Annotated in this window: 16 protein-coding genes; 14 read left to right on the forward strand and 2 right to left on the reverse strand. The window is 74.0% G+C overall.

The window, feature by feature from the left end; genetic code table 11:
- Nucleotides 1–20 precede the first annotated feature (20 nt).
- Entirely contained in the window at nucleotides 21–1,391 is a 1,371-nt protein-coding gene (locus AC0693_RS20720) for an aminopeptidase P family protein (RefSeq protein ID WP_478802502.1), read from the reverse strand.
- A gap of 239 nt (nucleotides 1,392–1,630) precedes the next feature.
- On the opposite strand from AC0693_RS20720, the gene AC0693_RS20725 reads away from it, so the two are divergent.
- The 14 genes from AC0693_RS20725 to AC0693_RS20790 all read left to right on the forward strand — a co-directional run bounded on the left by AC0693_RS20725 (nucleotide 1,631) and on the right by AC0693_RS20790 (nucleotide 17,996).
- On the forward strand, nucleotides 1,631–4,045 hold the full coding sequence (locus AC0693_RS20725; RefSeq protein ID WP_478802503.1) for a collagenase: 2,415 nt from the start codon (nucleotides 1,631–1,633) through the stop codon (nucleotides 4,043–4,045).
- A 104-nt stretch (nucleotides 4,046–4,149) separates the two neighbouring features.
- Nucleotides 4,150–5,310 (forward strand): NAD(P)/FAD-dependent oxidoreductase, encoded by a 1,161-nt coding sequence (locus tag AC0693_RS20730; RefSeq protein ID WP_469316593.1) that lies wholly within the window; start codon nucleotides 4,150–4,152, stop codon nucleotides 5,308–5,310.
- Nucleotides 5,310–5,648, forward strand: a complete 339-nt coding sequence (locus AC0693_RS20735) for a (2Fe-2S)-binding protein (RefSeq protein ID WP_468465131.1) — start codon at nucleotides 5,310–5,312, stop codon at nucleotides 5,646–5,648. Before AC0693_RS20730 ends, AC0693_RS20735 begins: the two co-directional genes overlap by 1 nt.
- Nucleotides 5,629–7,074 carry an FAD/NAD(P)-dependent oxidoreductase gene (locus AC0693_RS20740; RefSeq protein ID WP_478802504.1) on the forward strand — a complete coding sequence of 482 codons (1,446 nt, stop codon included), beginning with the start codon at nucleotides 5,629–5,631 and terminating at the stop codon, nucleotides 7,072–7,074. Before AC0693_RS20735 ends, AC0693_RS20740 begins: the two co-directional genes overlap by 20 nt.
- 94 nt (nucleotides 7,075–7,168) lie before the next feature.
- Nucleotides 7,169–8,098 (forward strand): dihydrodipicolinate synthase family protein, encoded by a 930-nt coding sequence (locus tag AC0693_RS20745; protein ID WP_468464875.1) that lies wholly within the window; start codon nucleotides 7,169–7,171, stop codon nucleotides 8,096–8,098.
- Nucleotides 8,099–8,155: 57 nt separating this feature from the next.
- Entirely contained in the window at nucleotides 8,156–9,160 is a 1,005-nt protein-coding gene (locus AC0693_RS20750) for a proline racemase family protein (RefSeq protein ID WP_356405395.1), read from the forward strand.
- A 77-nt stretch (nucleotides 9,161–9,237) separates the two neighbouring features.
- Complete coding sequence (locus AC0693_RS20755; RefSeq protein ID WP_478802606.1) at nucleotides 9,238–10,266, forward strand: proline racemase family protein; 1,029 nt, start codon at nucleotides 9,238–9,240, stop codon at nucleotides 10,264–10,266.
- A gap of 50 nt (nucleotides 10,267–10,316) precedes the next feature.
- Nucleotides 10,317–11,234: an ornithine cyclodeaminase family protein gene (locus AC0693_RS20760; RefSeq protein WP_478802607.1), complete on the forward strand. Its 918-nt coding sequence runs from the start codon at nucleotides 10,317–10,319 to the stop codon at nucleotides 11,232–11,234.
- 40 nt (nucleotides 11,235–11,274) lie between these two features.
- Complete coding sequence (locus AC0693_RS20765) at nucleotides 11,275–11,997, forward strand: GntR family transcriptional regulator (protein WP_469316590.1); 723 nt, start codon at nucleotides 11,275–11,277, stop codon at nucleotides 11,995–11,997.
- Between the two features lie 273 nt (nucleotides 11,998–12,270).
- Nucleotides 12,271–14,013: an ABC transporter substrate-binding protein gene (locus AC0693_RS20770; RefSeq protein ID WP_478802505.1), complete on the forward strand. Its 1,743-nt coding sequence runs from the start codon at nucleotides 12,271–12,273 to the stop codon at nucleotides 14,011–14,013.
- A gap of 2 nt (nucleotides 14,014–14,015) precedes the next feature.
- Complete coding sequence (locus AC0693_RS20775; protein ID WP_356405402.1) at nucleotides 14,016–14,969, forward strand: ABC transporter permease; 954 nt, start codon at nucleotides 14,016–14,018, stop codon at nucleotides 14,967–14,969.
- Complete coding sequence (locus tag AC0693_RS20780; protein WP_356405404.1) at nucleotides 14,966–15,952, forward strand: ABC transporter permease; 987 nt, start codon at nucleotides 14,966–14,968, stop codon at nucleotides 15,950–15,952. The genes AC0693_RS20775 and AC0693_RS20780 overlap by 4 nt, the downstream gene beginning before the upstream one ends.
- Entirely contained in the window at nucleotides 15,952–16,983 is a 1,032-nt protein-coding gene (locus tag AC0693_RS20785; RefSeq protein WP_468464870.1) for an ABC transporter ATP-binding protein, read from the forward strand. Before AC0693_RS20780 ends, AC0693_RS20785 begins: the two co-directional genes overlap by 1 nt.
- 77 nt (nucleotides 16,984–17,060) lie before the next feature.
- Nucleotides 17,061–17,996, forward strand: a complete 936-nt coding sequence (locus AC0693_RS20790; protein WP_469316687.1) for an ABC transporter ATP-binding protein — start codon at nucleotides 17,061–17,063, stop codon at nucleotides 17,994–17,996.
- A 94-nt stretch (nucleotides 17,997–18,090) separates the two neighbouring features.
- Here the strand turns inward: AC0693_RS20790 and AC0693_RS20795 are convergent, their stop codons facing one another.
- On the reverse strand, nucleotides 18,091–20,169 hold the full coding sequence (locus tag AC0693_RS20795; protein WP_478802506.1) for a S9 family peptidase: 2,079 nt from the start codon (nucleotides 20,167–20,169) through the stop codon (nucleotides 18,091–18,093).
- Nucleotides 20,170–20,179: the final 10 nt, after the last annotated feature.

Here is a 20,179-nt window from a genome sequence, read left to right on the forward strand (position 1 = left end):
GAAGGCGCGGCCCGGGCGGATCAGCCCTCCAGCAGCGTCCCTATCCACTCCTCGATTCCCGCCACCGTGCGGGGGAGCGCGCCCGACATCAGGCGCGCTCCTTGCGCGGTGACGACCAGGTCGTCCTCGATCCTGACTCCGATCCCCCGCAGCTCCGCCGGCAGCGTCTCGTCGTCCGGCTGGAGGTAGAGACCGGGCTCCACGGTGAGGACCTGCCCCTCCTCCAGTACCCCGTCCAGGTAGGTGTCCTCCCGTGCCTGGGCGCAGTCGTGGACGTCCAGGCCCAGCATGTGACCGCTGCTGCACAGGGTGTACCGGCGGTGCAGGTCGCCCTGCGCGTCCTTCAGGACGCCCCAGTCGGCGAGCCCCTCGGCGATGACGCGCATCCCGGCCCGGTGGAAGTCGCGGAAGCTGGCCCCGGGGCGCAGGGCGGCCATGCCCGCGTCCTGGGCGGCCAGCACCAGCTCGTACACCTGCCGCTGGACGGGTGAGAAGCGCCCCGAGAGCGGGAGGGTGCGGGTGATGTCGGCGGTGTAGAGCGTGTCGGTCTCCACGCCCGCGTCCAGGAGCAGCAGTTCGTCGCGGTTCAGGCGGCCGTCGTTGCGGATCCAGTGCAGCACGCAGGCGTGCGCGCCGGAGGCCGCGATCGTGTCGTAGCCGGTGCCGTTGCCCTCGGCGCGGGCGCGCAGTCCGAAGACCCCCTCGATCCAGCGCTCGCCGCGCGGGTGCTCCAGGGCGCGCGGCAGCGCCCGTACGACGTCCTCGAAACCGGCGGCCGTGTGGTCGACGGCGAGCTGCAACTGGCCCACTTCCCAGGCGTCCTTGACCAGCCGCAGCTCGGAGAGGACGGCGGCGAGCGCCGGGTCCTGCGCGGCGTTGCGGGCCTCTGGGGCGCCCAGGGTGTCCAGGTGGGCGCAGCGGATGCCGGTGAGCCGCTCGGCCTCGGCGAGGTCGGGGCGGCGGCCGACCCAGAATTCGCCGTAGCGGCGGTCCCGGTAGAACTCCTCGCTGCCGTCGGCGCGCGCGGAGCGGGGGCGCAGGTACAGGACGGCCTCGTGCCCGTGCGGCCCGGCCGGCTCCATCACCAGGACGTGCCCCACCTGATCCTCGCCGGTGAGCCCGGTGAGCCACGCGTAGGCGCTGTGCGGGCGGAAGCGGTGGTCGCAGTCGTTGGAGCGGACCCTGAGTTCGCCCGCCGGGACGAGGAGCCGCTCGCCCGGGAAGCGGGCCGAGAGCCGTGCGCGCCGGGCCGGGGTGAGGGCGTGGGCGGCGACCCGGGCGTCGGCCGGCAGCGGTGAGGCGGACCAGTTTCCGGACATGAAGGCGGACAACTCGGCCGATACCGGCAGATCGTGGCTGCCCGTATTGAGGCGGGAGGGGCGGTCGGTCACGAAAGCTCCCTGGGGTGACGTGAACTGGTGGGCGCACAGGGCTTGTCAGTGCAATTTCACATTACTATGTTACAGGTCACACGGTGAAACATTAATCCCCGTCAAACACCGTGTGACGCAGGGCAGTTGCGCGTTGCCGTTTCTCCGTGGTTCCCGCTGGTCCCGTACGTGTTTCCCCATGCCTCCCGCACGTGATCCGTACGGCCTTCCCACCCCCCTCACCGCATCAGGAGTCCCCGGTGTCCCAGCACAGAGCTGTGCGTACGTCCCTCCTCGCCGCCGCCATCACGGTGACCCTCCTCGCCTCGGCGGGCCAGGTCGTGGCCCAGACGGCCGGCGCGGGCTCCGCCCCGGCCCCCTCGACGTTCGCCTCGGGCACGCCCGCCGCCGCCCCGGCCGCCCAGGCCCCGGTGGGCAACCCCTTCGACGAGGTCGACCGCCTCGCCACCGCTCCCGCGCTCACCTCGGCGCCGGCCCCCGCCCCGGGCACCGGCCAGGAAGCGGGCCGGATCGCCGGGCCCGCCCCGTCGGCCGACCCGAGCGCCACCCGGCTCGCCGACCGCGGCGCGGAGAAGGCGGGCAAGGCCACCGCCCAGCGCACGGCGGGCAACGGCTCGCTCGCCGCGGGCGTCCCCTGCACCCTCGACGGCATCACGGGCCTGAGCCCCGAGCAGTTCGCCGACTTCCTCGGCGACACCGCGGTGACCGCGGACGGCTGTCTGCGAGGACTCATCTGGACCTGGGACGCCCGCCTCGCCCCGGTGATGTCCGACGCCCACGTCCAGGCCGTCTCCCGCCGGATATCCGGCCTGGCCGCCGCCCACGACGGCCGCAACTCCTCGCACCTGGAGGAGATGTTCACCTACCTGCACGCCGTCGCGTTCCACGACTACTCCCGCACCGAGATCGACGTGACGGACGCCCCGACGGTCGACGCGATGCGCCGCGCCATCGCCGACTTCGGCGGCGCCGCCCACACCTTCGACGTCACCGCCTCCAACGCCCGCACCCTGCGCGAGGCCCTCTACGCGGGCAGCGCCCCCGGGCTGCGCCAGCACCAGCTGGGCCTGATCAAGAAGGTCCTGCCCGTCCTGGACCCGGCCCACCCGCAGACCAACCAGGACGCCTCCTGGGCGGGCGCCGTGCTCGCCGGCCTGTCCGTGAACTACCTGGGCGTCTACCCGGGCAACCAGGACGCCGCCTTCCACGCGGCCGTCGCGGCCGACCCCGCCTACCGCGCGCTGTTCAAGGCCTACAGCACCTACGGCCACCTGAAGGACACCCCCAACGCCTGGGCGGCGCGCGACGCCATCAGCGAGTACGGCCGGTTCGGCCAGGTCGAGGGGCTCCAGCCGCAGATCACCGCCGACCTCGGCGCCCTCCTGGAAACCGTCAAGGCCACCTTCGGCAACGGCAGCCAGCCGTGGGCCAAGGTCGTCTCCTGGCTCAACACCTACAACGCCTGCAAGCAGTACGGGGTGTGCAAGGAGGACATCGAGAAGCAGCTCTTCCCCAACACCTACTCCTACGACAACGGCGGCATCAAGGTCCGCACCGCGCTCGACCGGGCCACCGTCGACCAGCTCTACTACGCGAGCAAGCAGGTCAAGACCCAGTTCCACCGGGTGCTCGGCACCGATCAGCCGCTCGCCGGAGACCCCAACACGAGCCTGAACATCGTGCTCTACGCCTCCCGCGCCGACTACGAGAACTACCACCCCATCCTCACCGGCATGGGCACCAACAACGGCGGCGTCTACATCGAGAACGGCGCCACCTTCTACACCTACCAGCGCCGGGTGCCGCAGGACTCCTCCCTCACCCTGGAGGAGCTGTTCCGCCACGAGTACACCCACTACCTCAACGGCCGCTACGCCGTACCGGGCTTCTTCGGCCAGGGCGCCTGGTACGAGAACGACCGCACGACCGCCATGGACGAGGGCACCGCGGAGTTCTTCGACGGCGCCACCCGCGACAACGGCATCGCGGTGCGCAAGTCCCTGGTCAAGGGCGTCATGAGCGACACCGCCGGCGGCGGCCCGCGGATGAGCATCCAGCAGCTCCTGCACGCGACCTATGACGGGGACGGCTTCCGCTTCTACAACTACGCGGGCACGTTCTTCGAGTTCCTGTGGAACGAGAAGCCCTCCGCGCTGCGCGAGATGTACACCCACCTGCGCGCGAACGACGTGGCCGGCTTCGACGCCTGGCGCGTGCGGATGAGCACGGACACCTACCTCCAGCGGGACTACAACAAGTTCCTGGACGCGCAGATCGCCAAGGTCAACGACCTGTACGTGCCGAACACCGTCTTCACGCCCAACGACCGGCTGCGCGACTCCGCGCTCGCGTCGGTGAAGTCGGCCTTCGCCGGCGCCACGTACAACACCCCGGACTGCGTGGAGAACGGCGACCCCGGCAAGCGCCGGTTCACCTGTACCGGCCGCATCACGGCCACCCTGAAGAACTGGCGCAACGACGACCAGAACTTCAAGGACATGTCCGAGACGGTCGACTACTTCATCCTCGACCGGGCGGGCACGGTCTCCAACAACCTCGCCGACATGAACTGCTCCTTCGGCGCGGTGGAGATCTGGTCCAACAAGGTCGCGGGCACCTCGCCCTACAGCTGCGAGGGCCCGCTGCGCAGCTGATCCGACTGCGGGCCGGTCCGGACCCGAACGGGGGGCCGGACCGGCCCGGCCGCGTCCCGGGACACACCCTGGATGCCCGATAAAGAATGTGACATATTACTGCCGTGCCCAAGATCCCAGCCACGGACGCACCCCTGGACGCCGTCATCATCGGCGCCGGCGTCGTCGGAGCCGCGTGCGCCTACTACGCCGCCCGCGCCGGACTCACCGTAGCCGTCGTCGACCGCGGCCCCGTCGCGGGCGGCACGACCGGCGCCGGCGAAGGCAACCTGCTCGTCTCCGACAAGGGGCCGGGCCCCGAACTCGACCTCGCGCTGCTCTCCACCGCCCTGTGGCGCGACCTGGCCGCCGCCCTCCCGGCGCAGACCGAGTACGAAGCCAAGGGCGGCCTCGTCGTCGCCCCCGACGAAGCCACCCTGAAGGCCCTGCGGGTCTTCGCCGACGGCCAGCGCGCCGTCGGCGTCACCGCCACCGAGGTGGCGCCGGACGCGCTCCACGACCTGGAGCCGCACCTCGCCCCCGGCCTCGCCGGCGGCTTCCAGTACCCCCAGGACGCGCAGGTCCAGCCCGCCCAGGCCGCCGCCCGGCTGCTCGCGGCCTCCGGCGCCCGGGTCCACACCGGCGAGGAGGTCACCGCGATCCTCCGCGGCGCGGACGGCGCCGTACGGGGCGTGCGCACCCCGCGCCGCGAACTGCGCGCCCCGGCCGTCGTCAACGCGGCCGGCACCTGGGGCGGCCGGATCGCCGCCCTGGCGGGCACCACCCTGCCCGTCATGCCGCGCCGCGGCTTCGTCCTGGTCACCGAGCCCCTGCCGCGCGTCGTGCGGCACAAGGTGTACGCCGCCGACTACATCGCCGACGTCGCCAGCGGCTCCGCCGCCCTCCAGTCCTCCGCCGTGGTCGAGGGCACCCCCGCCGGGCCGGTCCTCATCGGCGCCACCCGCGAACGCGTCGGCTTCGACCGCACGCTGTCCACCGAGGCGCTGCGCCGCCTCGCCGCCCAGGCCGCCGCCCTCTTCCCGGTCCTCGCCGACGTCCGGGTGCTGCGCGCCTACCACGGCTTCCGCCCCTACCTCCCCGACCACCTCCCGGCGATCGGCCCCGACCCGCGGGTCCCCGGGCTGCTGCACGCCTGCGGCCACGAGGGCGCGGGCATCGGCCTCGCGCCCGGCACCGGCGCCCTGATCACCGCCGCCCTCACCGGCGGCGCGGCCCCCCTGGATCCCGGGCCGTTCCACCCCGACCGCTTCACGGAGGACGCATGATGGCCGGCCCGCGCCGCACCCGCCGACCCCGGGAACCGCGCGACCTCGTCGGCGGCGCGGCCCCGGCCGCCCACACCGTCGAGTTCGACGGCCGGACCCTGCCCGCGCAGAGCGGCCAGAGCATCGCCGCCGTCCTGTGGGCCGCCGGCATCCTCGCCTGGCGCACCACCCGCGAGGGCGGCGCCCCGCGCGGCGCGTTCTGCGGGATCGGCAGCTGCTACGACTGCCTCGTCACCGTCAACGGCCGCCCCAACCAGCGCGCCTGCCTGGTCCCGGCCCGGCCCGGGGACACCGTCACCACCCAGGAGGGAACCGGCCGTGCCGACCTCGCCGTCTGACCCCACGGAAACCGGCGCCGAGCCGTACGGCCTCGCCGTCGTCGGGGCCGGGCCCGCCGGGCTCGCCGCCGCCGTGACCGCCGCCGACCTCGGCCTGCGCGTCGCCCTCGTGGACGCGGGGGAGCAGCCCGGGGGCCAGTACTACCGCCACCCCGCCCCGGCGCTCGGCGCCGAGCGGCCCGAGGCCCTGCACCACGACTGGGCCGCCTTCGCCACCCGCGCACGGCGCCTGCGCGCCCACGAGTCGGCGGGCCGGATCACCCACCTGCCCGCCCACCACGTCTGGACGGTCGTCCCCGACACCGCCGCGCCGGGCCGCTGGCTGCTGCACGCCGTCGCGGGGACCCGCGGCGAGGACGAGCGCGCCGTCACCCTCGCGGCCCGCGCCGTCCTGCTCGCCACCGGCGCCCACGAGCGCCACCTGCCCTTCCCGGGCTGGACCCTGTCGGGCGTCGTCGGCGCCGGGGGAGCGCAGGCCATGCTCAAGGGCGGCCTCGTGCTGCCCGGCCGCCGCATCGTGGTCGCGGGCAGCGGCCCCCTGCTGCTGGCGGTCGCCGGATCGCTGGCCGCCGCGGGGGCCCGGGTGCCCGCCGTGATCGAGGCCTCCGCCTACACGGCCTACGCGGGCCGCGTGCCCACGCTGCTGCGCAACCCCGGCAAGCTCGCCGAAGGCGCCGTCCACGGCGGGGCGCTGCTGCGCCACGGGGTGCGGCTGCTCACCCGGCACGCCGTCGTCGAAGCCGAGGGCAGGGACCGGGTGGAAGCCGTGGTCGTGGCCCGGCTCGACCGCGACTGGCGGCCCGTCCCCGGCACCGCGCGCCGGATCCCCTGCGACGCGCTCGCGGTGGGCCACGGGCTGGTGCCCCAGCTGGAACTCGCCACCGGCCTCGGCTGCGCCACCGTGCCCGCGGCGGACGGGACGGTGGCGCTCGACCTCGACGCGCAGGGGCGGACCTCCGTCCCCGGCATCTGGTCGGCCGGCGAGACCGGGGGGATCGGCGGTGCCGGACTCGCCCTGGCCGAGGGGGAGCTGGCGGCGCGCTCGGTCGCCGGACGGCCCGCCCCCGCCGCGCTGGTGCGCCGCCGCGCCCGGCTGCGGGCCTTCGCCGACGCGATGGGCGCGGCCCACCGCCCGGGGGCCGGGTGGACCGGGTGGCTGCGGGACGACACGGACGTCTGCCGCTGCGAGGAGGTTCCGGCCGGACGGATCCGGGAGGCCGTGGCCGACCTCGGCGCGCGGGACGCCCGTACCGTCAAACTGCTCACCCGCGCGGGCATGGGCTGGTGCCAGGGCCGGATGTGCGGCGCGGCCGTCGCCGCGCTCGCCGGCTCCGGAGCGGCCGCCGACCGGCGCCCGTTGTCCTGCCCGGTGCCGCTCGGCCAGCTCGCGGCCCTGCCGCTCCCCGAACCGGCGGCGGACCGATAGGTCCGCCGAGCGGCCTCCGATCGGGCGCTCCCGGCTCTTGTGGCCGGTCTGCGGGTACTAGTAAAATGTCACACATCACATAAGGAGTTCTGCCATGACCGACGCGCCCACCCCCGCGCCCAGCACCGCCCCGCCCCGCAACCGCCCCTGGCACGGCATCATGGTCGCCACCGCGCTGCCCCTGCGCGAGGACCTCTCCGTCGACTACGACGCCTACGCCGAGCACGTGGCCTGGCTGATCGCCAACGGCTGCGACGGCGTCGTCCCCAACGGCTCGCTGGGCGAGTACCAGACCCTCACCGACGAGGAGCGCGCCCGCGTCGTGCGCACCGCCGTCGAGGCCGCGGGAGACGGCGACCGCGTCATGCCCGGCGTCGCCGCCTACGGCAGCGCCGAGGCCCGCCGCTGGACCGAGCAGGCCGCCGAAGCGGGCGCGGGCTCCGTCCTGCTGCTCCCGCCGAACGCCTTCCGCGCCGACCACGACACCGTACGCGCCCACTACGCCGAGGTCGCCAAGGCCGGCGTGCCCGTCGTCGCGTACAACAACCCCATCGACACCAAGGTCGACCTGGTCCCGCAGCTGCTCGCCCGGCTGCACGCCGACGGCAGCATCGTCGCCGTCAAGGAGTTCACCGGCGACGTCCGGCGCGCCTACGAGATCGCCGAACTCGCCCCCGGCCTCGACCTGCTGATCGGCTCCGACGACGTCCTGCTCGAACTCGCGCTGGCCGGCGCCGTCGGCTGGATCGCCGGATACCCCAACGCCCTGCCGAACTCCTGCGCCGCCCTGTACCGCGCCGCCGTCGCCGGTGACCTGGAGACCGCGCTGCCGCTGTACAAGTCCCTGCACCCGCTGCTGCGCTGGGACTCCAAGACCGAGTTCGTCCAGGCCATCAAGCTGTCCATGGACCTCGCGGGTCGACCCGGCGGCGCCGTCCGCCCGCCCCGCTTCCCGCTCACGGGCGAGACCGAGGCGGCCGTCCGGGCCGCGACCGAGAAGGCCCTCGCCGAGGGCCTGAACTAACTCCGCCCGCGCGGTCCGTCCAGCCGGCACACCAGCCCGAGATCCCAGGGGGACTCCATGCGCACCCGCCACGTCTACCACGCCGTGGACTCACACACCGAGGGCATGCCCACCCGGGTGATCACCGGCGGAGTCGGGGTGATCCCCGGCGCCACCATGGCCGACAAGCGGCTCCACTTCATCGCGCACATGGACCACGTCCGCACCCTGCTGATGAACGAACCGCGCGGACACGCGGCGATGAGCGGGGCCATCCTCCAGCCGCCCACCCGCCCCGACGCCGATTTCGGGGTCCTCTACATCGAGGTGTCGGGCCTGCTCCCGATGTGCGGCCACGGCACCATCGGCGTCGCCACCGTCCTCGTCGAGACCGGCATGGTGGCGGTCGTGGAGCCCGTCACCACGGTCCGGCTCGACACCCCGGCGGGCCTGGTCAGCGTGGACGTCCAGGTCAAGGACGGGGTGGCGGAGCACGTCACCCTCACCAACGTCCCCTCCTTCTGCGTCGGCCTCGACCTGAAGACCGAGGTCCCCGGCTACGGCACGGTCACCTACGACCTCGCCTACGGCGGCAACTTCTACGCCTTCGTCGAACTGGACGCCCTCGGCCTGCCCTTCGACCGGGCCCGCGGCAACGACCTGCTCGCCGCCGGGCTCGCGATCATGGACGCGATCAACGCGGGCGAGAACCGGCCCGTCCACCCGGAGAACCCCTCCATCGGCGGGGTCAAGCACGTCTACCTCGCCGCCCCCGGCTCCGACGCCGAGCGCTCTCGGCACGCGATGGCCATCCACCCCGGCTGGTTCGACCGCTCGCCCTGCGGTACGGGAACCTCCGCGCGGATGGCCCAGCTGCACGCCCGCGGCCTCCTCCCGCTCGGCCGGGACTTCGTCAACGAGTCCTTCATCGGCACCGAGTTCACCGGCCGGCTGGTCTGCGAAACCACCGTCGGCGACCTGCCCGCCGTGGTCCCGACCGTCACCGGCCGGGCCTGGATCACCGGCACCGCCCAGTACTTCCTCGACCCGTCCGACCCCTTCCCCGGAGGGTTCCAGCTGTGACCGCCGAGCACCCCGAACCGGGCGGGCGCCCCGAGGCGGGCGGGCACTCCCGCGCGGCCGGGCAGGCGTACCCGCCGGTGCGCACCACCGACTACCACGCCGCCGGAGAACCCTTCCGGATCGTCACCGGCGGCCTGCCGCCCATCCCCGGCGACACGGTGGCCGAGCGCTGCGCCACCGCCATCGGCCCCGGCGGCAGCGGCACCGCGCCGCGCCGGGGCGCGCTGGACGACGTACGCCGCCTCCTCGTCCAGGAACCGCGCGGACACGCCGGGATGTACGGGGGGTTCGTGGTCCCGCCGGACGACGACGGGGCGCACTTCGGGGTGCTCTTCTGGCACAAGGACGGCTACTCCACCGCCTGCGGGCACGGCACGATGGCGCTCGGCGCCTGGGCCGTGGACAGCGGGCTGGTCCCCGCCCCGCGCGACGGGGACGTCCAGGTGCGCATCGACGTGCCCTCCGGGCGGGTCACCGCCACCGTCCACCGCTCCGAGGGCCGCACCACCGGGGTCACCTTCCGCAACGTCCCGGCCCGGGTCACCGCCCGCAAGGTGCCCGTCGCCACCTCCTTCGGGGTGGCCGAGGTGGACCTCGCGCACGCCGGGGCCTGTTACGCCTCCGTCGCCGCCCGCGACCTGGGGCTGGGCACCGGCCGGGACGCGCTGCCCGCGCTGGTCCGCGCCGGGCAGGAGATCCGGGCGGCGCTGGCCGCGCACCCCGGCACCTGGCACCCGGGCGGTCCGCTGCTGTCGGGGGTGTACGGGGTGATCCTGCACGAGGAGCTGCCCGACACCCCCTTCGGCCCGCACCAGCGCAACGTCACCGTCTTCGCCGACGGCCAGATCGACCGCTCGCCCTGCGGATCCGGCACCTCCGCGCGCCTCGCCCTGCTCGCCGAGGACGGGCGGCTCGGCGCGCACGAGGACCTGCTCCACGAGTCGGTCGCCGGCACCGTCTTCACCGGCCGGTTCCTACGGCCCGTCGGCGCGGCGGCCGAGCCCGCCGGGCTGGTCACCGAGGTCACCGGCACCGCCCACCGCACCGGCGAGCACGTCTTCGTACGCGACCCGCACGACGCCCTCGGCACCGGGTTCGCGCTGTGAGCGCCGGCGGCGCCGCCCCCGCCGGGCTGCCGCAGTTCGGCGCCGAGCGGATGGCGGCCCTGCTCACCCCGGCCGCCGCCGCCGACGCGCTGGCCGAGGCGCTGCGCACCGGGCCCGATCCGGAGAGCTGCCCGCAGCGGACCGCGCTCGCGGTGCCCGGCGGGGAGCTGCTGCTGATGCCGGCCGCGTCCGGTGCGTACGCCGGGGTGAAGATCGCCGGGGTGGCTCCCGGCAACCCGGCCCGCGGACTGCCCCGGATCACCGGCTCCTACCTGCTGCTGGACGGCCCCACGCTGCGCCCGCTGGCCCTGTTCGACGGGGCGGCGCTCACCGCGCTGCGCACCCCGGCGGTCTCCGCCCTGGCGCTGCGGTGCCTGGCTCCGGCCGGGCGGCCGCTGCGGCTGGTGCTGTTCGGGTCGGGCCCCCAGGCGTACGGGCACCTCGACGCGGTGCTCGCGGTGCGGGAGATCGCGGAGGCGGTGGTGGTGGCGCGGGACCCGGCGGGGGCCGGGAAGCTGGCCGCGTACGCCCGTACCGTCGGCGTGCCCGCCCGCACCGGCGGCCCCGGGGACGTGGCGGACGCGGACCTCGTCGTCTGCTGCACCACGGCCCGCGAACCGCTCTTCGACGGGCGGCTCGTGCGGCCCGGCGCCACGGTGGTCGCGGTGGGCTCGCACGAACCGGACGCCCGGGAGACGGACACGGCCCTGGTGCGGCGGGCCGCCGTGTACGTCGAGTCCCGGGCGGCCGCGCTGCGGGAGGCGGGGGACCTGCTGATCCCGGAGGCGGAGGGGGCCATCGGGCCCGGTCATATCAGCGGCACCCTGGCTGACCTGGTCGCGGGCCGGTCGGGGGGCGCGAGGGGGCAGAGTTGTCCACAGCTCTTCAAGAGCGTGGGCATGGCCTGGGAGGATCTTGCCGTGGCGGTGGCCTTGTACACCGCGGCCGGGGGCCACAGCGAAACGTGACATTGTACGCTGTGCCTCTGCGATTCTCGGAGGAAAAGCTATGGGTGACCTGAAGCAGCACAGTCTCATCAAGGCCCAGGAGCGGCTGCGCGACCAGGTCGGACATGCCCTTCGGGCCGCCCTGATAGCGGGTGAACTCCGGCCGGGGAACGTCTATTCGGCGCCCGGTCTGGCCGCCGAACTCGGGGTCTCGGCCACCCCGGTGCGCGAGGCCATGCTCGACCTGGCCCGCGAGGGCCTGGTGGAGCCCGTCCGCAACAAGGGGTTCCGGATCACCGAGGTCAGCGAGCGGGACCTCGACCAGTACACCGAACTGCGCACGATGATCGAGGTGCCGACCATCGGCCGGGTCACCGCGATCGCCACCGTCGCGCAGCTGGAGGCGCTGCGGCCGATCGCCGAGGAGATCGTCACCAGCGCCCGCGAGCACAACCTCATCGGCTACCTGGAGGCGGACCGCCGCTTCCACCTGTCGCTCCTGGCCCTCGCGGGCAACGACCGGCTCGTCGAGACGGTCGGCGACCTGCGCAAGCGCTCCCGGCTGTACGGGCTCACCGGCCTCGACGAGGCGGGCAAGCTGGTCTCCTCCGCCGAGGAGCACGTCGAGCTGCTCGACCTGATGATCGCGGGCGACGCGGCGGCGGCCGAGGCCTGCATGACCCGGCACCTGGGGCACGTCCGCTCGTTGTGGGCGCAGGGCCGCGACGAGCCCGTGGGCCGCGGCGCGTCCCGCCTCGGCGGTGGTACGGCCGTCAAGGCCTGAAAGGCAGGGTCAAGGCCCGACCCGGCGCGGTCACAGCCTGACCCGGTGGGGTCAAGGCCCGGCCCGGCCGGGCGCCGGCCGGGCCGGGCCTTGACCCCACCGCACAGCCGCGCCCCCGGGGCTCCGACCGTCCAGGTCGGGGCCCCGACGCGCGTTCCCGGCAGGTGATTTGGACACGGCTGGATAACGTCGGCGCAGACCCCTTGTCAGTACAATTTCACATTACTATGTTACCGGTCACATCGTAGAGCGCGGCCCTTCCCTGGAGTGACCATGACCAAGCGCCATCAACTCGCCCTCGCCACCGCCCTGGTGGCGGCCCTCGCGCTCGGCGCCTCGGGCTGTTCCGGCACCAAGAAGGGCTCGGAGGGCGCCGGCGCCTCCAACCCGGTCGCCGCCGGCGACGGCCGGACCATCGGCGGCACGCCGGTCAAGGGCGGCACCCTCACCATCCTGTCCAACCAGGACTTCGCCCACCTCGACCCGGCCCGCAACTGGGTCATGCCGACCATGGACTTCGGCACCCGGCTGCTCTACCGCACCCTGGTCACCTTCAAGGCCGAACCGGGCAAGGGCGGCAGCGACCTCGTCCCGGACCTCGCCACCGACCTGGGCACCCCCACCAACGGCGGCCGCACCTGGACCTTCACCCTCAAGGAGGGCCTGAAGTACGAGGACGGCACGCCGATCAAGGCCGCCGACATCAAGTACAACGTCGAGCGCTCCTTCGCCCCGGACCTCACCGGCGGCCCCGACTACGCCGCCCAGTACCTGGCCGGCACCGACGGCTACAAGGGCCCCCTCCAGGGCAAGCACCTGGACTCGGTGAAGACCCCGGACGACCGCACGATCGTCTTCGAACTGAAGCGGCCCGTCGCCGAGTTCTCCGCCACCACCACCCTGCCGACCTTCGCCCCCGTCCCCGTCGCCCAGGAGAAGGGGCCCCAGTACGACGCCCGCCCCTTCTCCTCCGGTCCGTACAAGATCGAGTCCTACGACCGGGACAAGAAGCTCGTCCTGGTCCGCAACGAGCACTGGGACCCCAAGACGGACACCGTCCGCAAGGCGTATCCCGACAAGTTCGTGGTGGTCATGGGCCTCAAGGGCGGCCAGATCGACGACCGCATCATCGCGGGCGAGGGCGCCGACGCCTCCGCCGTCGAGTGGTCCAACATGCGCCCCGAGAGCGCCCCCAAGGTGCTGCCCAAGCCCGAGATCAAGCAGCGCCTCCTCGCCGAGTCCCAGGGCTGCACCGAGATGCTCAGCCTCAACAACTCCCGCGCCCCCTTCAACGACCCCAAGGTCCGCGAGGCCGTGCAGTACGCGGTCGACAAGGAGGCCATCATGACCGCGAACGGCGGCCCGGCCCTCAACGAGGTCGCCACCGCCTACCTGCCGCCCGCCCTCTCCGGCGGCAAGCAGGCCGACACCCTCAAGATCGCCCCGACCGGCGACCCCGCCAAGGCCAAGGAACTCCTGCGGGCCGCGGGCAAGGAGAAGCTGAAGGTCTCCCTCGCCGTCTCCACCGGAGACAAGGGCGAGGCCGAGGCCATCCAGCAGAGCCTGTCCCGCGCGGGCATCGAGGTGGTCATCGACACCATCGACCCGGGCGCCTACTACGACGTCATCGGCGACCTGTCCACCACCCCCGACATGACCATGAGCGGCTGGTGCCCCGACTACCCCTCGGGCTCGACCTGGATCCCCATGGTCTTCGACGGCCGCACCATCAAGGCCAAGGGCAACCAGGGCAACAACAGCCAGTTCCGCGACGACGAGACCATGAAGCGGATCGACGAGATCAACGCCATGGCCGACGCCAAGCAGGCCAACCAGGCCTGGAAGGACCTCGACGCGGCCATCATGGCCAAGTCCCCGTCCGTGCCGCTCTTCCTGGAGCGCAAGCCGCTGCTCGTCGGACCCAACATCGCGGGCGCCTTCGGCCACCCCGTCTGGGTCGGCCAGATCGACTACGCCACCGTCGGTCTCAAGGACCCGGCGAAGAGCCAGGGCTGAGCATGACCGACACCGCACCCGCCACCGCCCCGGCGGCGGTGGCGGCGAAGGTCCCCCCGGGAAGCAGCCCCTGGCAGCTCGCCCGGCGGGAGCTCCGCCGCCGCCCCGCCGTCCGCGTCAGCCTCGCCATCGTCGTCCTCTTCGTCCTGATGGCCGTCGCCGCCCCCTGGCTCGGCGCCCTCGGAGGCTGGACCCCGGACACCTTCGACAAGGGCGCCATCGACCCCTACCTCGGCGGCCTCCCGCTCGGCTCCCTCGGCGGGATCGGCCCCGAGCACTGGCTCGGCGTCGAACCCGTCACCGGCCGCGACCTGTTCGCGCGCGTCGTGCACGGCGCCCAGGTCTCCCTCCTGATCGCCTTCGCCGCCACCGCGATCGTCGTCCTCGCGGGCACCGCCGCGGGCATCGCCGCCGGCTACTTCGGCGGCCGTACCGACGCCGTGCTGTCCCGGCTCATGGACCTGACCATGTCCTTCCCGTCCCTCATCTTCATGATCGCGGTCCTGTCGGTGGCCAAGGACGTCAACCGGATCGTCCTCATGACCGCCGTCATCGGCCTCTTCGGCTGGCCCGGCATCGCCCGCGTCGTGCGCGGCCAGACCCTCTCCCTCAAACACCGCGAGTACGTCGACGCGGCCCGGGTCGGCGGCGCGAGCTCCTGGCGGATCCTGACCCGCGACATCCTGCCCGGCGTCTCCGGCCCCGTCATCGCCTACACCACCCTCCTCATCCCCGGCATGATCAGCACCGAGGCCGCCCTGAGCTACCTGGGCGTCGGCGTCCGCCCGCCCACCCCGTCCTGGGGCCAGATGATCGCCGAGAGCGTCGCGTTCTACGAGACCGACCCCATGTACTTCGTCATCCCCAGCACCTTCCTCTTCCTCGCCGTCCTCGCCTTCACCCTGCTCGGCGACGCACTGCGCGACATCCTCGACCCGAGGGGCGGCCGCACGTGATCCTCTACCTGCTGCGCCGCCTGCTCGCCCTGGCCGGGGTGCTGCTCGCCATCGCCGCCGTCACCTTCCTCATCTTCTACGTGCTGCCCTCCGACCCGGCCGCGGCCGCCTGCGGCAAGACGTGCAGCGTGGAGCGGATCGCCGCGGTCCGCGAGTACCTCGGCCTCGACCAGCCGCTGTGGAAGCAGTTCTACGACTTCCTCAGCGGCATCTTCACCGGGCGCACCCTGGGCACCGGCCAGTACGCCGTGCAGTGCGACTTCCCGTGCCTGGGCTACTCCTACGAGAACTCCCTGCCCGTGTGGGACCTGCTGATGGACCGCCTCCCGGTCTCCGCCTCCCTCGCGCTCGGCGCCGCCGCCCTGTGGCTGCTCCTGGGCCTGGGCGCCGGGGTCACCGCCGCCCTGCGCAAGGACACCGCCACCGACAAGGTCCTGATGGTCGGCGCGGTCGCCGCCGCCTCCCTGCCCGTCTACTTCACCTCCGTGATGCTGATCTACGGCGTGATCCGCGTCGCCGACCTGCTGCCCTACCCCAGCTACCAGCCCTTCACCGGAGACCCCCTCGGCTGGGCGACCAACCTGCTGCTGCCGTGGACCGCGCTCGCGCTGCTGTACGCCGCCATGTACGCCCGCCAGAGCCGCGGTTCGATGATCGAGGCGATGGCCGAGCCGTACATCCGTACCGCCCGGGCCAAGGGCATGCCCGAACGCACCGTCGTCGTCAAACACGGCCTGCGCTCGGCGATGACCCCCATCCTCACCATCTTCGGCATGGACCTCGGCGGCCTGCTCGCCGGCGCCGTCATCACCGAGTCCATCTTCGGACTCCCCGGCATCGGACGGCTCTTCTACGGCGCCCTCGTCAACTCCGACCAGCCGGTGGTCCTCGGGGTCACCCTGCTCGCCGCCTTCTTCATCGTCGTCGCCAACCTCGTCGTCGACCTCCTGTACGCCGTCATCGACCCGAGGGTGAGGTACTGATGGCCGCTCTCCTTGAAGTGCGCGACCTGCACGTCACGTTCAGCACCCCGCGCGGCACCGTCCGCGCCGTGGACTCCCTCGGCTTCACCGTCGAGGCGGGCCGCACCCTCGGCATCGTCGGCGAGTCCGGCTCCGGCAAGTCGGTCACCTCGCTCGCCGTCATGGGACTGCACCGCGGCGCCGAGATCGGCGGCTCCATCGCCCTGGACGGCCGCGAACTCACCACGCTCGGCGAGAAGGAGCTGTCCCGGCTGCGCGGCCGCAAGATGGCCATGATCTTCCAGGACCCGCTCTCCAGCCTGCACCCCTACTACACGGTCGGCGAACAGATCGCCGAGCACTTCCGCGTCCACTTCAAGGCCGGCCGGGCGGCCGCCCGCAAGCGCGCCGTGGACATGCTGGGCGAGGTCGGCATCCCCGAACCGGCCCGCCGCGCGGGGGAGTACCCGCACCAGTTTTCCGGCGGCATGCGCCAGCGCGCGATGATCGCGATGGCGCTGGCCTGCGAACCCGACCTGCTCATCGCGGACGAGCCCACCACCGCCCTGGACGTGACCGTCCAGGCGCAGATCCTCGAACTCATCGCCACGCTCCAGCAGGACCGCGGCCTCGGCGTGGTCATGATCACGCACGACCTGGGCGTGGTCGCCCGCGTCGCCCACGAGGTCCTGGTCATGTACGGCGGCCGGGCCGCCGAACAGGCGCCGGTGGACGAGCTGTTCGTTGACCCCGCCCACCCCTACACCCGGGGCCTGCTCGACTCCCTGCCCCGGCTGGACGACGCCGACGACCAGCCGCTGCGGACCATCCCCGGCTCCCCGCCCTCCCTGCGCGAGCCGGCCCCCGGCTGCGCCTTCGCCCCGCGCTGCGCCCGCGCCGCCGCCGGGACGGACGCCGAGCGGGTGCTCTGCACGACCGTCCGGCCCGCCCTCGATCCGTACGCGGGCACCGAGCGCCGGGTGGCCTGCCACTTCGCGGGGCCCGGCGCGGCCCCGTCCGGCGCGGAGCCCGTACAGGAGGCATCCCGGTGACCACCACGACCACGACGAGCACCCCGGCCGGGGGCGCGGCCGCCGCTCGGCCCCTGCTCTCCGTCCGCGACCTGACCATGGCCTTCCCCGGCAAGCGCTCCGTCACCGGCCGCCGCGGCGCCCCGGTCCGGGCCGTGGACGGGGTCTCCTTCGAGCTGGCCGCCGGGGAGACCCTCGGCCTGGTGGGGGAGTCGGGCTGCGGGAAGTCCACCACCGGCCGGATGCTGGTCCGGCTGCTGGAGCCCACCTCGGGCAGCATCGCCTTCGAGGGCCGGGAGATCGCCCGGCTCTCCCAGGGCGCCATGCGGCCCCTGCGCCGCCACCTGCAGATGGTGTTCCAGGATCCGCACTCCTCGCTCAACCCCCGCCAGACCGTGGCCCGGATCATCTCCGACCCGCTCCTGGTACAGGGCTGGAGCGCCGCCGACGCCCGCCGCCGCGCGGCCGAGCTGATGGAGCTGACCGGGCTGATCCCCGAGCACATCGACCGCTACCCGCACGAGTTCTCCGGCGGCCAGGCCCAGCGCATCGGCATCGCCCGCTCACTGGCCACCAGCCCGCGCCTGATCATCGCCGACGAGCCGGTCTCCGCGCTCGACGTCTCCGTGCAGGCCCAGATCGTCAACCTGATGGAACGGCTGCGCCGCGAACTCGGCCTCGCCTACGTCTTCATCGCGCACGACCTCTCGGTGGTCAAGCGGGTCAGCGACCGGGTCGCCGTGATGTACCTCGGCCGGATCGTCGAGATCGGCGACAAGCACGCGCTGTACGCCGACCCGCAGCACCCCTACACGCGGGCGCTGCTGTCCGCCGTACCGCTGCCGGATCCGGCGGCCGAGCGGCGCCGGGAGCGGATCGTGCTGCTCGGCGACCCGCCGAGCCCGGCCGCGCCGCCGCCCGGGTGCTCCTTCCACCCGCGCTGCCCCAAGGCGCAGGCCGTCTGCCGCACCGACCGGCCCGTGCTCCAGCTCGTTGCGGGGCGCGAGGTCGCATGCCACTTCCCGGGGGACTGACGGGGGTCCCCGGGAAGAGGAGAAGGGCCCCGTCGCCGGATTCCGGCGGCGGGGCCCTTCCGCGTTCGCCCGCCCGGACCGGGCGGGTCCCGCCTCAGGCCAGGCCCAGCTCCGCGCGGAAGAAGGCCAGTTCCAGCGCCATCACCTTCTCCCGGACCCCGCCCGGCGTCATGTGCGTGACCCCCGGCAGTGCCAGCAGCTGGTGCGGACGGCCCGCGTCGGTCAGCGCCCGCGAGAGCCGCAGGGTGTGCGAGGGGTGCACGTTGTCGTCGGCGAGCCCGTGGACCAGCAGCAGGGGACGCGTCAGCGCCGGGGCGTCCCCGATCAGGCAGTCCCGCTCGTAGACCTCCGGCTCCTCCTGGGGCAGGCCCAGGTAGCGCTCGGTGTACGCCGTGTCGTAGTGCCGGAAATCGGTCGGCGCGGCCCCCGCCACCGCCGCGTGGAAGACGTCGGGGCGCCGCAGCACGCCCATCGCGGCCAGGTAGCCGCCGTAGGACCAGCCGCGCACCCCGACCCGGCCGAGGTCCAGGTCCGGGTGCCGCTCGCCGAGCGCGCGCAGCGCCGCCACCTGGTCCTCCATCGTCACCTGCGAGAACCCGCGGTACATGGCGTGGGTGAAGGCCGGCGAGACGTACGGGGTGCCCCGGTTGTCGACGGTGGCCACCGCGAAGCCCTGGTCGGCCCACCACTGGCGGGCCTGCCAGCGCCGCGGCTCCGCGGACACGTCCTGGTAGCCGGGGCCGCCGTAGGTGTCCAGCAGGACGGGCAGCCGCCGCCCCGGGACGTGCCCGCGCGGCAGCACCAGCGCGGTGGGGATCCCCCGCTCGGTGACCCGCTCGAACCGCGGCGCCACCCGGTACGGCAGCGGCTCGGCGAGGTCGGTGACGCCCAGCTCCCGCCCGTCCGCCGTGCGCACGGTCCGCCGGAACCCGCCGGCGTCGGCCGAGGTCAGCAGCAGCGCACCGGCGGAGGTCAGCGCCGTGTGCACGCCGGGGCCGTCGGCCAGCGGCGTCAGCTCCCCGGTGCCGGTGTCGAGCAGCACCACCTGCTGCTCGGCGGGGTCCCGCAGCCCGGCCTCGACGAGCAGCCGCCCCCGGTACTCGCCCAGCACGCCCCGCACCTGGACCCCGTCCCCGGTGAGGGGTACGCCGTCCACGGCCAGGGCGCGCGCGGCCCCGCCCGGGGTGTCGAGCGCGGTCAGCATCCGCCCGTCGGACAGCCGGGCCGGGGTGCCGGGCACCATCGGGTCCACCCACTGGGGATGCGTGGTGCGGGACAGCTCCGTGGTCCGCCCGGTGGCCGGGTCGGCGCCGAGCAGCAGCACCGTGCGCTGGAGCCGGTCCTGGACGGTCAGCAGGATCTCGGTGGGGGACTCCCACCCGGCATCGGAGACGTAGGGGAACGCCGCCGCGTCCCAGTCGAGCCGCACCCCGGGCCCGCCGTCCGCGCCGAGCACCCACAGGCTCACCTCGGCGTTGGGCCCGCCCGCCTCGGGGTACGCGAAGTCCTCGGCCGGGCGCTCGGGGTGCTCCGGATCGGCGAACCAGCGGCGCTGGAGGCCCTCTTCGGTGACCCGGGCGGCCAGCAGGGTGCGCCCGTCGGGGGACCACCAGTGGCCGCGGGCCCGGCCCAGTTCCTCGGCGGCCGCGAATTCGGCGACGCCCCAGCGGGCTCCGTCGGCGGGGCTCACCCGGCCGCCGGGGGCGACGTACAGCGCGTCGTCGGCGACGTAGGCGGTGCGCGAACCGTCGGTGTTCGGGCGCGGGTCGAAGGCGGCCGGGGCGGCCGGGATCTCCTCGGGCGCCGCGTACTGGCCGGCGGTGACCGCGTACAGCCGCCCGTACAGGGCGAAGACCGCCCTGCGGCCGTCACCGGAGAGCGCGTAGGAGCCGATCCCGGCGGCGGTCAGCCGGATCCGCTCGCGCAGGCGGCGTTCGGTCGCGGGCAGTTCGCCGGGACCGTCCGGCAGCAGCGCGCGCGGATCGGCGAGCCGGGTCTCGGCTCCGGTCGCGGTGTCGAGCACCCAGAGGCCGTCGAAGGGATCGGTGGGGCCGGTGGAGCGCAGGAACCAGAGCAGCCGGCCGTCGTCGCCGAAGGAGAACGCGCGGGGGGAGCCGTGGGTGAAGCGCGCGGTGGCCGCCGAGAGGCGGAGGAAGTCGTCCGTGGGATCCATGCGCAGAGTG

The organism is Streptomyces sp. NPDC043876 (genome assembly GCF_056435825.1).

What these genes read in the sequence shown, in the direction of transcription:
- AC0693_RS20795 (WP_478802506.1), bottom strand. Translation starts at nt 20,169, where the DNA reads ATGGATCCCACGGACGACTTCCTCCGCCTCTCGGCGGCCACCGCGCGC.
- AC0693_RS20745 (WP_468464875.1), top strand. Translation starts at nt 7,169, where the DNA reads ATGACCGACGCGCCCACCCCCGCGCCCAGCACCGCCCCGCCCCGCAAC.
- AC0693_RS20765 (WP_469316590.1), top strand. Translation starts at nt 11,275, where the DNA reads ATGGGTGACCTGAAGCAGCACAGTCTCATCAAGGCCCAGGAGCGGCTG.
- AC0693_RS20770 (WP_478802505.1), top strand. Translation starts at nt 12,271, where the DNA reads ATGACCAAGCGCCATCAACTCGCCCTCGCCACCGCCCTGGTGGCGGCC.
- AC0693_RS20785 (WP_468464870.1), top strand. Translation starts at nt 15,952, where the DNA reads ATGGCCGCTCTCCTTGAAGTGCGCGACCTGCACGTCACGTTCAGCACC.
- AC0693_RS20760 (WP_478802607.1), top strand. Translation starts at nt 10,317, where the DNA reads ATGGCGGCCCTGCTCACCCCGGCCGCCGCCGCCGACGCGCTGGCCGAG.
- AC0693_RS20750 (WP_356405395.1), top strand. Translation starts at nt 8,156, where the DNA reads ATGCGCACCCGCCACGTCTACCACGCCGTGGACTCACACACCGAGGGC.
- AC0693_RS20735 (WP_468465131.1), top strand. Translation starts at nt 5,310, where the DNA reads ATGGCCGGCCCGCGCCGCACCCGCCGACCCCGGGAACCGCGCGACCTC.
- AC0693_RS20775 (WP_356405402.1), top strand. Translation starts at nt 14,016, where the DNA reads ATGACCGACACCGCACCCGCCACCGCCCCGGCGGCGGTGGCGGCGAAG.
- AC0693_RS20790 (WP_469316687.1), top strand. Translation starts at nt 17,061, where the DNA reads ATGGCCTTCCCCGGCAAGCGCTCCGTCACCGGCCGCCGCGGCGCCCCG.